The sequence below is a fragment of the Streptomyces sp. NPDC001770 genome (assembly GCF_053596135.1).
Genome location: NZ_JBSFFN010000008.1, coordinates 206,922 through 220,407 on the forward strand (window position 1 = coordinate 206,922; position 13,486 = coordinate 220,407).

A 13,486-nucleotide genomic window follows, 5' to 3' on the forward strand; every position below is an offset into this window, starting at 1 on the left:
CATGCCGTCGAATCTGCCGCTGACCTTCAGCGTGGACTCCGTGCCGAAGAACAAACACCGGCAGTGGTGGGACGACCACCGCAACGTGGCGATCGTGCACGTGGCCGCGGACGGCAGTTACACCGTCAGCACGCGAGCCACCCCGACGATCTGGGAGAAGGTGCTCAACTGGGGCGGGACCCGGCTGGCGGTGGACGTCGGCGACCACCGCCGTCAGGCGGCGATGGTCAGTACCCCGCTTCCCTGCAGCGACCAGGCACACCGCTTCGAAGCCCGGCTGGACGTGGGTTTCCGGGTCCACGACCCGGAGGAGGTGGTCCGCAGGAACATCCCCGACGCGCTGCCCATCATCTACGGACACATCACCCACCTCGTCCGGACCACCGTGCGCCGTTTCGCCATCGACGAGGCGGACCGGGCCGAGGCGGAGATCAACCGGGCCTTCCTGCAGCCGGTCCGGCTCCCCGAGGGGCTGACGATCTACCTGTGCCGGGTGCACATCGAGCCCGACGAGGAGGCCAGAAAGTACATCGAGGCGCTGGCCCGGTACCGCCGGGAGAGTGAGCTGGGGCAGCGGGAGCACGACAAGCGGATGGCGCAAGCCGCGTCCGACGAGGCGGTGGAGGACGCCGGACTCAACGCCTCACTGGCACGCGACAAGCTGCGTGCCGAGGCACTGTCCCGTACGGGCTGGGACATCGACGGCCTGATCATGCAGCACCTGACGAAACACCCCGATGACACCGAAGGCGCGGCGCGGCTGCGCCTCGAATGGGAGGCCACCCAGGCCGCGCGATGGGCGCTGGGAAATCAGCGGCACGACGAGATGCTCAAGTTCATGGTCGAGAAGGACCTGTTCCGCGCCCCCGACCTGATGTCGCTGCTGGGCGGTCAGGCGTCCGGTGCGCTCCAGTCGCTCGGCCTGCAGGCGGCGCCGCCGCCCGCGCTGGGGCCCGCGCCGACGGCCCCCGTGATGTGGGGCGGCCCGGCCGCGGGGACGGCGGCGGGCCCCTCGTCCGCGCCCGCCGCGACCGGGGCGACGATGCCGGTCTACGTGGTGCTCGACGCTTCGCAGTCGGCGGCGCCGTTCACCGCCGGGCTGAACGACGCGCTGCGGTCGCTGCACACCGCGTTGACCCAGAGCCCCGACGTGGCCGCCGGGGTGCGGTTGTCGGTGATCGGGTACGCGGATCGGCCCGACATGCGCCTGCCGCTGACCCGGGTCGAGTGGGGCACCGACGTACCCCACCTGTCCGCCGGCGGCGAACTGCACCTGACCGCCGCCTTCGAGGGGCTGGTCGACCTCCTGCCAGGCGATGTCGACCAGCTCAAGCGCGCCGGTGGACGCGTGCACCGGCCGGTCGTCTTCCTGGTGACCACTGCCCCGCCGCAGGACCACGCCCGATGGCCGGACGCGCAGCAGATCCTCGGGGCACACCGCTACGCCCCCACGGTCGTCGCCTGTGGGCTGGGTTCGGCCGAGGCGCGCACCGTGCTGAGGATCGCTTCCAGCCCGGAGCTCGCTTTCGTCGCCGCGCCCGGCGTGCCCGTACCGGACCAGGCGGCGCAGTTCTCCGTCCTCCTGCAGAACACCCTGCTGCACCTGGGCCGGGGGGTCGTCGCCGGCCGTCCCGACCTGGTCACCGAGTGCCCGGCGGGCTTGATTCCGGCGCGCTCCGCGGGGTGATCCCCCGCAGCCCGGGATCCGCGTCCGGTCCGTCCCCCTCCGACAAGAAGGAATCACCGCAGTGTCCGAAAACCGTGGCTCTCTGCTGCCTGTCTACGTACTCGCCGACGAGTCCGGCTCGATGACCAAGCACCTTGGCGAACTCAACCAGGGGCTCCAGTCGCTGCACCACACCCTGCTCGGCGAACCGATGGCCGCCGCCAAGGTCCGCTTCACCGTGCTGGGTTTCTCCGACGACGTCGTGACCCGGGTTGAACTTGCCGATCTGCGCCGGGAGAACCAGCTCCCGGAGCTGGCCACGCGGGGAACCACCAGCTACGAGGCGGTGTTCAACGCCCTGCTGAACCGGCTGCCCCACGACGTGTCCCGGTTGAAGTCGGAGGGGTACAAGGTCCTCCGCCCGGCCGTGTTCTTCCTCAGCGACGGGATGCCCAACTCCGGGGAGGACTGGAAGACGCCGCACGCCCGGCTGACCGACCGGGCCGTCACTCCCGCGGCGCCGAACGTCGTCGCGTGCGGGATAGGCCAGGCCGCCCCCGGAATGATGCTGGAAGTGGCGACCAAAAGGGAGTTCGCCCTGGTGTCGGTGCCGGGTGCCGACCTCGGCAAGGCGATCTCGTCCTTCTTCATCGCGCTGACGAAGAGCATGGTGCAGACCGGCCGAAGCGTGGCGAACGGCGAAGCCGAGCTGATCGTCACGAGGCCCGAGGGCTTCCACATGGCGATTGACGAGGTCTGACATGACCGGCCCGGACTCGCCCGGCCGGCCGGGCAGGGATGCCGGAATCGACGAGTACGAGCGCTCGGACGGCTGGCGCGGGGACTTCGAACAGCCTGGTTCCCCGACCGCACGGCCACCGGCCGTGCAGCACCTGTCCTCCCGCTCTGCGGTCCGGCCCACGCCGCGTCTCCCGGCGCCGTCGGACTCTCCCGCCAGGGTTCCCGCCCTGCCTCCGGCGGTGGTACGTCCGCCGGTGGTGTCACCGGACGCCAGGCCGCCCACTCCCGTTCGGGCGGCGCCGCCGGGGTCGTACCCCGATCCGGAGTGGGCCGTGATCCCGGTGGGAGAGCCCGGCTACGCGTTCGAGCCGAAGCCGCCCGTGACGCCGTCCTACCGTCCGGACACCGTCCACGACGGGTGGTCGACGGACGGGGTGACGGTACGGCTGGCGTCCGTGCGCGGGTACGCGCACCGCTACGAAGGCAGGCCGCGCGAGGACGATGTGGCAGTCGCGGTGCACGGACCCACCCAGAACGTGGTGTTCGCCGTTGCCGACGGCGTCTCCTCGGCCGAACAGTCCTCCATCGGCTCGGCCCTGGCCTGCCGGGGTGCGGTCAACGAGATACTGAAGCAGCTCGATTCCGGTGCGTCCGCGCTGGACTGGCCGCACGTGGTGCGGACGGCCGCCTGGCAACTCGTCGCCCGTGCGGCAGGCGGGAGGGAACCCGAGGGGGCTTACAGCGCGGAGGCCGAGCGGAAGTACGCGACCACCCTGGTGACCGGCATGGTCCAGGTGGACGGATACGGTGTCCCGGCGGTCACCCTCGTCCAAGTGGGCGACTCCGGAGCGTGGTTGCTCGACGGAGGCCGGGGATCCTACGAGCGGCTGCTGACGACCAAGGACTCGCACGGGGCCGAAGTGCTGTCCTCCGCCGTGACCCCACTGCCCCGGGTCCCGACGCCGCTGCTCGTCCAGAAGGCCGTGCTGGGTCCCGCGTCCGTGCTTCTCGTCGGGACCGACGGCTTCGGCGACGCGCTGGGGGACGGGACGGGCAGTGTCGGGGCGCTCTTCCTCCGGCATCTGCGCACTCCCCCTCCCGCCCGCGGACTCGCCCATCTGCTGGATTTCTCCCGGGAGACCTTCGACGACGACCGCACCCTGCTCGCCGTCTGGCCGAAACACCTGCTGCGGGAGGCAGGCCGGTGACCGGGCGGGCTCCGCGGGTGGATCTGCACACGCTGGTGAAGGACCACCCCCTCGGCCAGGGCGGCCAGGGGGAGGTGTGGGCCATCAAGGAGCGGAAGATCAACAACTTGTGGCCCATCGCCTACAAGGAGTATTCGCCCGCTTCGCTGCGGGAGGCCGACTTCACCGCCTTGCAGAAAATGGTCGACTTCCTGCCGTCGCTCGATCGCTCGACGGGCCGCTGGCTGGCCGAACACAGCGCGTGGCCGGCTGCGATCGTCGAGGACTCGGGCCGGCCGCGTGGCTTCTTGATGCGCCAGGTGCCGGACGCGTTCCTGGTGGAGCTGGCGACAGCGCCGGGCGAACGGCGTGTAGCAGGCTTCCAGTTCCTGCTGAACGAGCAGCAGTACATCGAACGGATCGGCATCACCATCGGCGTCCGGCAGCGTCTGCTGCTGCTCAAGGACCTCGCGGATCTGCTCGACCGCCTTCATGATCTGGACGTGGCGGTGGGAGACCTGTCCGCCAACAACCTCCTGTTCAGTCTGTCGCCGCGTCCGGCCTGCTTCTTCATCGACTGCGACGCCATGCGGCTGCGGGGACGCAGTGTGCTGGGGCAGGCGGAGACCGCGGGATGGAACGTGCCAATCGGGGAGCCGTTGGCGACGGTGCAGAGCGACCGCTACAAGTTCACCTTGCTGGTGATCCGGCTGTTCCTGGGGGAGCAGGAGGGAACCGACACGACGCAGGTGGGCCTGGTCGCACCCGAGTTGATGAACCTGGCTGCCCGGGGCACCTCGGCGGATGCCGCGGTGCGTCCGACCATGAAGGAGTGGGGAGGCGCGCTGGAGCGGGCGATCGCCCGGCCGCGGCAGGACTCCCCGGCCGTCCGAAAGCCGAACCGGCCGCCCCGCTCACCGTCGTCGGGGCAGAGTCCGCCGCCGGGCCGGCCGCGGAACCCGCCACCTGCCCAGCCGACCGCGTCGGGCACCGGGCACATGCCGCAGCCCGGTGCTGGTCCCTGGACTGCTCAGCCGGCACCTCGGCGGGGGAATCCGGCCTGGAAGACGATCACGACAGTGGTCCTCGTCGTGCTCGCCCTGATCGCCGTGGCCTTCCTTGTCGAGAAGGCGGGATCCGGCCACGACGGCGGTTCGGGTTCGAGCTCCTCCGACCGTGCGCCGGAGACGGAGAACGACGGAGAGTCCGCGGCGGGCGACTCGGAATCCGAGGCGGAGGAACAGGCCTCCGCGGTCGACGAGCTGTTGCGGGCGAACGCAGGCACGCGCGGTGGAGTCGGCGACGCGGTCGCGTCCGTGCAGCGGTGCGAGTCGCTCTCGGCCGCCGCCGATGTCTTCCAGCAGGCCGCGGACGCGCGCCGTGATCTGCTCGGCCGGCTGGAATCCCTGAATGCCGACGGGCTGACCGGCGGTGAGGAGGCCTTGGCGGATCTGCGGAGTGCCTGGTCCGCGTCGGCGGAGGCCGACGACGCCTACCAGCTCTGGGCGGAGAACCTGTCCGGCGGTTGTCTGCCCGACAGCACGGCGGAGGCTTCGGAGTTTCAGGACGCCGCTGTCGCGAGCGAGCGGGCCACCTCGGCCAAGAAGGCGTTCGTCGGGGTGTGGAACGACATCGCCGCCGAGTACGGGCTGACCAGCTACGCGTGGGACGAGGTGTGATGCGCGGACCCTACTCCGGGTACGAGGTGTGGGGCGCGGCCCGGTCGCCCGGCTGGCGCGGGCTGTTCTCCTCCGGCCAGGCCGACCGGCTCCTCGCGGCCGCCGGGGCTCCGGCACGATGGCGCAGGGCCGACAGCGCGGCCAGCTCCATCGCCTGGCGCCCGGTGGTGAGCAGCTTCTCGCGGCGCCATTCCTCCAGAATCCTGCTGATCGTCCGCCGCGAGCTGAGCACCAGCCCTGCCAGATCGTCCTGGGACAGTGGCAGATCGATCCGGATCTTTCCCTCGGCAGTGCGCCTGCCGTAGCGCTCGGCCAGGTCGAGCACCAGGGCGGCCAGGCGCGCTTCGACCGGTACGGAGCCGATCGCGGCTCGCTGGCGGTCGGCTTCGCGCAGGCGCCCGGACAGGACCTGCTGCACCCCGTAGGCCACCGTGGGCAGGGTGCGCAGGAGGGTGCTGAACCTGCTGGCGGGAATGATCAGTGCCTCGGCGTCCATCAGCGCGCTTATCGACGCCGAGCGAGGCCGGCGGTCCAGGGCGGCCTGCTCACCGAGCAGGTCGCCGCTGTTGCGCAGCGCCAGGACGACCCGGTAGCCCGTGTCGGTCTCCGCGTACACCTTCACGCAGCCGCTGCGCAGCACCAGGACGTGGTCGGAGGGGGCGTCCTGCCTCAGCAGGTGTGCGCTCACCGGATACCTGCGCGTGTGGCCGGCGTCGATGAGGCGTTCCCTGGCCGCGTCGTCCAACCGCGACCAGAAGGACTCTCCGGCAGGCCGCCGGCCCTCCGGGGACGAGACAACCGCACCGTGCGTCATGCTCAGCCTGTGATCACGGCGAGAGCGAGGAAGACCACCCCGGACACGGCCAGAGCCAGCGAGTGCTGCACCCTGCGGTGCTTGACCCAGGCTATGTCGCTCATGATCACCAGCTGGTTGGTCAGCGCGGACAGCGGATCGGCCCGTGACAGGTGTTCGGCCAGATCGTGAGGGGTCCAACGGCGTATGTGGCCGTAGAAGAGGTAGTCGTCGGGTCCCGGCGACTCCATGCGCCGCGTTCCCGCTCTCGGCACGACCGCCGACACGGCCGCGAGCGCGGCGAGCGCCAGTGCGGCCACTCCGATCCAGAGTGCTGTCACAGCCCACCAGCCGGACAGGTCGCCGACACCGTGGTGCGTACCGGCGGAGGCCCCCACTCCCGCGAGGACAGCCGACTCGATGGTCAGGGCGAACGATGCCTTGGCATCGATCCTGCCGATCCAGTCGGCGAGCGAGGCGTGTAAGCGCCATGCGGTCGCCACCGCGTCGTCGTGCGCCATCGCAGACCTCTTCCCCCCGGAGCGCCCAGCTGACTGACCCATCGTAGTCGGGCGTGCCGTGCCGGGCAGAGGGATTGGAACGGCCGGGGCTCCCCCGCGCGAGGCGGGGGAGCCCGACGGATCCGGCGGTCCTGGACGCAGGGGCGCCCCCGGCCTGCGGGGAAGCAGACCGGGGGCGCCCGGGTGGAAAGGGGGGCCGGGTGCGGACGGCGGCAGCGGTGCGGGCCGCCGCCCGGGGGTCAGGTGTCTCCCGCGGACCAGAACCCCGGTGGGGTCAGTGTCCCGAGTGGCCCTTGCCGCGGCCGTGGTCGTGGCCCTTGCCGTCCGAGCCGTGGCCGCTGCCGTCCGAGCCGTGGCCGTTGCCGGAGGGAGAGGCCTTGGAGACCTTGCCCAGGCCGACGGTGACCGCGGGCTCCAGGTTCTTGAACTGCGAGGTGTACGGGCCGACCTTGATGCCCTTCACGCCGTTCAGACCGGCGAGCTCCTCGAACGCCGAGCTCTGCGCGGCGGTGGTGAGGACGCGGATGGCGCTGCGCTGGAGGTCGCCGAGGCGCAGCGGGTAGCCCTGGGCGGGGTAGTCGCCCTTGACCGCCACGGTGTAGGCGACCACCGGGCTGCTGTCGTCACCGGCGGTGGCGTGCTGGACGCCGGTCAGGCTGATGCCGGCCTTCTGGGCGGCGGTCAGCCCGGCGGCGCTCGGGTCGAGCAGGGCGGCGACCGCCTTGTACGCGGCGTCGACCGAGGCGTACTTGGCGTTCGCGGTGAACACCTGGTTGTTGTACGCGTCCCGGACGGTCTCGCCGGAGAGCGGGGTCTTCGACAGGTCGGTCCTGGCGTCGACGGTGGTGCTCAGGGTCGTGCCGCCGGTGGCCGACGGGGTGAAGCCACCGAACTGCCAGGTGTACGAGGTGCGGGTGGTGGTGACGGTCCGGTTGTACACGGGCAGGCCCGTGATGTCGGTGGTCGGCGCCACCTGCTTGATGGCGTTGATGACCTCGGCCGGGTTGCCGCCGGGCTCGATGAGGTCGTTGCCCGCGTACATCGAGGTCAGCGAGCCGTGGCTGCCGCCCCAGTCCGACATGACCGTGCCCTTGTAGCCCCACTCGCCGCGCAGCAGGTCGGTGAGGAGGTCGTAGTTGCTCGCCGTCCAGGTGCCGTTGATCTTGTTGTAGGAGCTCATCACCGACATCGGCTGGGCGGCCTTGACCGCGATCTCGAAGCCCTTCAGCTCGATCTCGCGGAGCGTGCGCTCACCGATCACCGAGTTGCTGGTGGTGCGGTTGGTCTCCTGCGAGTTCTCGGCGAAGTGCTTGATCGTCACGCCCACGCCGGGGATGGACTGGACGCCCTCGGTGGTGGCCGCGGCGGTCAGGCCGGAGACCAGCGGGTCCTCCGAGTAGTACTCGAAGTTGCGTCCGTTGAGCGGGTCGCGGTGGATGTTCATGCCCGGCGCGAGCCAGAGCTGGACACCGTACTCCTGCATCTCCTCACCGACGGCCGTACCGACTTCGGCGACCAGGCCGCGGTCCCAGCTCTGGGCGAGCAGGGTGCCGACGGGCCAGGCGGTGCCGAACTGGTAGGTGGCGGTGTCGCCGGTGCCGATCTGCTGCGTGAGGCGGAGGCCGGCGGGGCCGTCCGAGAGCGCCATGCCCGGGATGCCGAGCTTCTCGTAGTTCGGCGTGGTGTAACCGGCGGCGCCCTTGGCGGTGAGCGTGGTGCCCGCGGCGCTGGAGCCCTCGACTATGTCGGCGAGCTGGGACACGCTCAGGCCGGCGACGAACTGCTCCATGGTCGCCTTGCCCTTGGCGACGTCGTACAGGGTGGTCGCCGTGTTCGTGGACACGTGCTTGACCTGCTCACCGGTCTTCGGGGCGTACGCCGAGCCGGTGCCCTCCCAGTTCTTCTGCTTCGGGTCGAGGTAGACCGTGGTCGAGGAGATCTTGTCGCCGTCGAGCGCGTAGTACGGGGAGGAGGAGTCGACCGGGACGTTCTGCTGGTACGGCGACGCCTTGTTCTCCGTACGGAACGAGGACGGATTCAGCTTGATCCGGCCGGACCGCGCGATCTCCGACTTCTCACCCGGGTAGGTGTAGAAGTCAGCCGTGGAGCTGGTGAGCTCGGTGGCGGGCTTCTGGTCGTTCAGTTCGGTGTGGTCCTGCTCGGTGATCACGGACTTCGCGAGGTTCAGGCGGGCCGCGACGTGCGTGTTCCGGGATGAGTTGCCGACGCGCACGACGTAGTCGCCGGCGCCCAGGACGTAGGCCGCGCGGGACTCGTCGTAGGAGGCGAGCGAGGTGGTGTCGAAGCTGATCGTCACCGTCTGGGACTGGCCAGGGGCGAGGTTGTCGGTCTTCGCGTAGCCGGTGAGCTGCTGGTACGCCTTGTCGAGCCCGGTCTGCGGGGCCGACACGTAGACCTGGACGACCTCCTTGCCGGAGTAGGTGCGGCCGGTGTTGGTGACCTTCGCGGTGACCTTCACGGTCTTGGCGTCGGCCTTGACCTGCTGCGCCTCGATGTCGAAGTCGGTGTACGACTGGCCGTAGCCGAACGCGTAGTTGACGACGCTCGACGGGTCGGCGGGGTCGATCTTCTTGTAGAGCGAGTCGAAGTAGCGGTAACCGACGTAGATGCCCTCGGTGTACTGCTCCGTGAGCGGGTCGTTGTCGTTCTTCCCGAACGTGGCGGACGCCGGGTAGTACGCGTACTGCGAGGCCCACGTGTCGGTGAGCTTGCCCGACGGGGTGACCGTGCCGTTCAGCACCTCGGTGAGGGCGGCTCCGCTCTCCTGGCCGGCCTGGCTCATCAGCAGCAGCGCGTCGAGCGCCTGGCCGCCGGGAGCGCCCTTGACCTCGCTGTTGATCTCCTGGAAGAACGAGGTGTCGACGATGCCGCCGGTGTTGAGTACCACGACGACGCGCTTGTACGTCTGGCCGAGGAGCTTCAGGTTGGCGCGCTCGATGTCGGTGAGCTGGTAGTCGCCCTTGCCGGAGGAGCGGTCCGAGCCTTCGCCGGAGTTGCGCGCCACGACGAAGACCGCGGTGTCGGTGGCGGCCGAGGGCGCCACGTTGGCGGCGGTCAGCGGCTGCTCGACGGAGGCGTAGTCGACGGTCGATCCGAAGGTGCTGCCCGTAGCGGCGGCCGGGTACTTGGTGTCGTACGCCTGGGTCATCGCGGACCAGTAGGCGTCGCTCGTGGTGACCTGGTAACCGGCGTCGGTCAGACCCTGGCGGGCGGAGATCGTGTACCGGTTGTTGACGTTGCCCGAGCCCGTACCGCCCTTGACGGTCTTGTAGGCGCCGACGCCGAAGAGCGCGACGTTGCCCTTCTTGGCGATCGGGAGCGCGTGGTCGTGGTTTTCGAGGAGGACCATGCCCTGGGTGGCGGCTTCCCGCGACAGCGCCGCGTTCTTCAGCTCCAGGGCGGCGGGGTTGGGGTCGGAGGTGGCCGCGGTGGCCGCGGGCACTCCGGTGAAGACGATGCCGGCGACGACCGCGGTGGCGGCGGCGATCGCGACGGCCCTGCCGCGGCGGACACCTCTGGGCAGACCTGTGGTGTACATGTCAGTAAGTCCTCTCTCAACCGCATTGTCCAGATAGGAGGTTCATGCCGGACGGGCAAACCTCCAGCCCCGGAGGTCTGCGGAAGGATCGTCCGCTCGGCGTGAGCTGAGCCGACCCTAAGAGCGGCTTTTTCTGTGGTCAATGGCAGAAACATCGTGAGTTTCGTGAGTTTTTTGACTCGTGATTGGTTGAATGGTGGAGGGGGGTCGCCGGCTGTCAGACCCCGTGACAGGGGGCGAACGGCCTGCTATAAGGGCACGTCAGAAGGGTTGTTGAGAGCTGTCCGGACCTGGAACCGGTTCCGGAGACACCCGTTGAGGAGGGCGCCGAACCGCTCCGCACGAAACTTCATGCACCGCGAACCCGGTTCACAGGTTGTCGGCACCGCACTCGCCGGTGATGCCCGTGCGGGTCTGTTCCGTTACGGGCAGCGGTACTTGAGGGTGAACGGAAGCCGTCGCACACCCGCCTCGGACGGGAGGCCCAACCTTAGGATCTGCGCATGCCTCAGACGCCAGCAGGCTCTTCGCCCCGGGACCGGACCCGCGAGGACGTCTTCCGGCACATCCAGACGGCGGGCCATCTGACCCGCGCCCGGATCGTCGAACTCAGCGGACTGTCCCGGAGCACCGTCAACCACGCGGTGACCCGGCTGCTCGCCGACGAACGCGTCACCGAGACGCAGGCCGAGGGCGGCGGACCGGGCTCCGGCAGCGGCCGGCCCGCGGCGGTGCTCCGCGTCGTACCCCGCCACGGGGATGCCCCCGTGGCGGCCATCGACTTCGGCCACAACCACATCAACGTCGCCCTGGGCGACTCCCTCGGCCGTCCCGTCGCAGAGGACCGGGTGGAGCTCGACGTCGACCTGCGGGCCGTCGAGGCGATCGACCGTGCGGCGGGGATGCTCGACGGACTGTGCGGAGCGTTCGGTACGGACCGGCTCGGTGCCGTCGTCGCGGGTGTACCCGGCCCGCTCGACACCGGATCGGGGCTCGTCCGCTCCCCCACCATCCTGTCGAGCTGGGTGGGGCTCGCTCCCCGCAAGGAGCTCGAACAACGCCTCGGAGTGCCCGTGCACGCCGAGAACGACGCCCTTCTCGGCGCGTACGGCGAACTGCACCTCGGAGCCGGCCGCTGCTACAGCGACTTTCTCTACGTCAAGGTGTCGCACGGCATCGGGGCGGGGATCGTCGTCGGCGGGCTGCCGTACCGGGGGTCGCAGGGGTACGCGGGCGAGATCGGGCACACGCAGCTGCCGGGGCACACCGAGATGTGCCGCTGCGGCAACCGGGGCTGCCTGGAGACCGTGGTGTCGGTCTCCGCGCTCGCGGCGCAGATCGCCCACACCCACCCCGGGGTGGTGTCCGGGCCGCGCTTCCTTCCGCAGGTCGACGACCCCGTGACCGACCGCATCCTGGACGGCGCGGGCCGGACGCTCGGCGGCGTCCTCGCCGCGTTCTGCAACCTGCTCAACCCGTCTGCGCTGATCGTGGGCGGGGAGCTGGGCGCCTCCACCGGGGCGCTTGTCGAAGGCATCACCACCGCGATCCGCCGGCACGCCCAGCCGGCCATCGCGACAGGGCTGCGCGTCCTGCCCGCCGGGCTCGGCACCCGCGCCGAGCTGCTGGGCGCCCTGCGGCTCGCCACGACGCTCGTCCCGCGCTGAGCCCGAGCCGCCCACGGGTCGCCCCAGCGGGTTCCCGTGCCGGGGCGTCGTCAGCGGGGTGGTTGGGCGGAGCCCTGGCGGCCGGGCAGGGCGGTGGCGGTCGGGGAGATCTCCGTCCACCGGGTGACGGACAGCGTCGGCTGGACCGGTCCCGCGGACGGCGGCGCGATGCGTACGGCGAAGATCGTGGTGTCGTCCTGGAGCCGTCCGTAGACGTGCCCCAGCATCCGGTCCCGTACGGCCCTGACCAGGCGGTACGGCGACTCGGCGAGCTGCGGGTCCCGTGCCACGGCGGCTTCCAGCGCCTCGGCCAGCGGGAAGAAGTCGCCCGCCCGGTCACGGGCCTCGGTCACCCCGTCCGTGGTGAGCAGCAAGGTCTCGTCCTCCGCGAGGCGCACCCGGTGCGGTCCGGTGGACCGCTCCGACGCCGGGGCCAGCTCGTTGAGGCCGAGCGGGAGCCTGCCGCTGCCGGCCTCCAGCCGGCGTACCCCGCGCGCGCTGACGGCGAAGGGCGGATCGTGCCCGAAGTTGATGACGTCGACGTACCCGCCGGGAGAACCGGGCGGCGGGAAGTCCAGCAGTACGGCGGTGGCGAACCGGTCGCCGTCCTTGTAGCCCATGGCCTGCTCGTACAGCCGGTTGCGCTCCATCCGGACTTCCATGCGCTCGCCCACCACCCGGAGGTCGGGCTGGTGGAACCCGGCCTCCCTGAAGGTGCCCAGCAGGTTGGCGGCCACCGCCACGGCTCCGAGGCCCTTGCCCTGGACGTCACCGAGCAGCGCGCGGGTACCCCAGGGGCTGGGCTGGATGTCGTAGAAGTCGCCGCCGAGCCGTGCCTCCGCGTCGGCGGGCAGGTAGATGTGCGCATGCAGCAGCCCGCCCCAGCTGGGCGGGAGCGGCCGGATCACGGTGGCCCGGGTGGTGTCCGCGACGTTCCGGACGGAGAGCGAGCGCCGCTCGCCCCGGCGGCGGAGCCAGGCGGCCGCGACGGCGAGCAGGCCGCCCATGGAGACCAGGATGAAGTCGGGCAGCCCCGCGCGGAACTCGTGCTCCCACGCCTGGTCGATCACGCCGTACGCGGCCACGGCGGCGACCGCGAACAGGGCGGTGGTGCCGACTGGGCAGAGGGCGGCGGCCACGACCGGGACCACCACGAGCCAGGACAGCACCCGGAAATCGCCCGAGGTGTTCCAGTCGGCGAAGCAGACGACCACGAGCAGGACGAGCGGCAACAGCCAGCCGAGCCGGCGCCGGGGCCGTCCGAGGATCACCAGCAGTGCCCGGTCCAGCCAAGGCTGCCGCCGGAGGAGCCCGCTTCCGTGGGGAGCGGGCACCTGGTCGGCCCCCGGCGGTGAAGAGCGTGGGGAGGGACTGGAGGGCACCTGGCCAGCGAATCACGGTCTCCGGTGCCCCGCATCCGCGCGTCCCGGAGGCGGATTTCAGAGCGACGGACCCCTGGGGCCCGTTTTCGGAGCGCCGGACTCAGAAGCCGGTTCCGGAGCGTCGGAGTCAGGGGCCGGTTCCCGGGGCGGCTTCCGGAGGCTGCTCCCCGAGACGACGTCCGCAGACCACCGAGGGGCGTCGGACGACGATGCGGGGCCTGATCCAGTTTCGCTCGCCACTACTCCCGGAATCACGGTTGTTTTCTCTTCCTGAGGGTACTGAGATGTTTC

9 protein-coding genes are annotated in these 13,486 nt (G+C 70.7%); 5 read left to right on the plus strand and 4 right to left on the minus strand.

What is annotated here, in order from left to right:
* Position 1 precedes the first annotated feature (1 nt).
* The 4 genes from ACWCSV_RS10420 (at position 2) to ACWCSV_RS10435 (ending at position 5,273) form a co-directional block, all read left to right on the plus strand.
* Complete coding sequence (locus ACWCSV_RS10420; protein WP_451140479.1) at positions 2-1,687, plus strand: vWA domain-containing protein; 1,686 nt, start codon at positions 2-4, stop codon at positions 1,685-1,687.
* 61 nt (positions 1,688-1,748) lie between these two features.
* The gene (locus ACWCSV_RS10425) at positions 1,749-2,426 is read left to right on the plus strand and encodes a vWA domain-containing protein (protein ID WP_451140481.1); all 678 of its coding nucleotides are present in this window, start codon (positions 1,749-1,751) and stop codon (positions 2,424-2,426) included.
* Positions 2,427-2,739: 313 nt separating this feature from the next.
* Positions 2,740-3,615, plus strand: coding sequence for a protein phosphatase 2C domain-containing protein (locus ACWCSV_RS10430; protein WP_451140483.1), 876 nt, complete (start codon positions 2,740-2,742; stop codon positions 3,613-3,615).
* A gap of 17 nt (positions 3,616-3,632) precedes the next feature.
* The gene (locus ACWCSV_RS10435; protein WP_451140485.1) at positions 3,633-5,273 is read left to right on the plus strand and encodes a hypothetical protein; all 1,641 of its coding nucleotides are present in this window, start codon (positions 3,633-3,635) and stop codon (positions 5,271-5,273) included.
* Positions 5,274-5,283: 10 nt separating this feature from the next.
* Here ACWCSV_RS10435 and ACWCSV_RS10440 read toward each other — a convergent pair whose 3' ends face one another.
* The 3 genes from ACWCSV_RS10440 to ACWCSV_RS10450 form a co-directional block, all read right to left on the minus strand.
* Positions 5,284-6,087, minus strand: coding sequence for a Crp/Fnr family transcriptional regulator (locus ACWCSV_RS10440; protein WP_451140487.1), 804 nt, complete (start codon positions 6,085-6,087; stop codon positions 5,284-5,286).
* A 2-nt stretch (positions 6,088-6,089) separates the two neighbouring features.
* Positions 6,090-6,587, minus strand: coding sequence for a Pycsar system effector family protein (locus ACWCSV_RS10445; RefSeq protein ID WP_451140489.1), 498 nt, complete (start codon positions 6,585-6,587; stop codon positions 6,090-6,092).
* A gap of 274 nt (positions 6,588-6,861) precedes the next feature.
* Positions 6,862-10,146: a glycoside hydrolase family 3 protein gene (locus ACWCSV_RS10450; RefSeq protein WP_451140491.1), complete on the minus strand. Its 3,285-nt coding sequence runs from the start codon at positions 10,144-10,146 to the stop codon at positions 6,862-6,864.
* A 503-nt stretch (positions 10,147-10,649) separates the two neighbouring features.
* Here ACWCSV_RS10450 and ACWCSV_RS10455 point away from each other — a divergent pair.
* Positions 10,650-11,813, plus strand: a complete 1,164-nt coding sequence (locus ACWCSV_RS10455; protein ID WP_451140493.1) for an ROK family protein — start codon at positions 10,650-10,652, stop codon at positions 11,811-11,813.
* Between the two features lie 50 nt (positions 11,814-11,863).
* On the opposite strand, the gene ACWCSV_RS10460 is transcribed toward ACWCSV_RS10455, so the two are convergent.
* Positions 11,864-13,147 (minus strand): PP2C family protein-serine/threonine phosphatase, encoded by a 1,284-nt coding sequence (locus tag ACWCSV_RS10460; RefSeq protein WP_451140495.1) that lies wholly within the window; start codon positions 13,145-13,147, stop codon positions 11,864-11,866.
* Positions 13,148-13,486 lie beyond the last annotated feature (339 nt).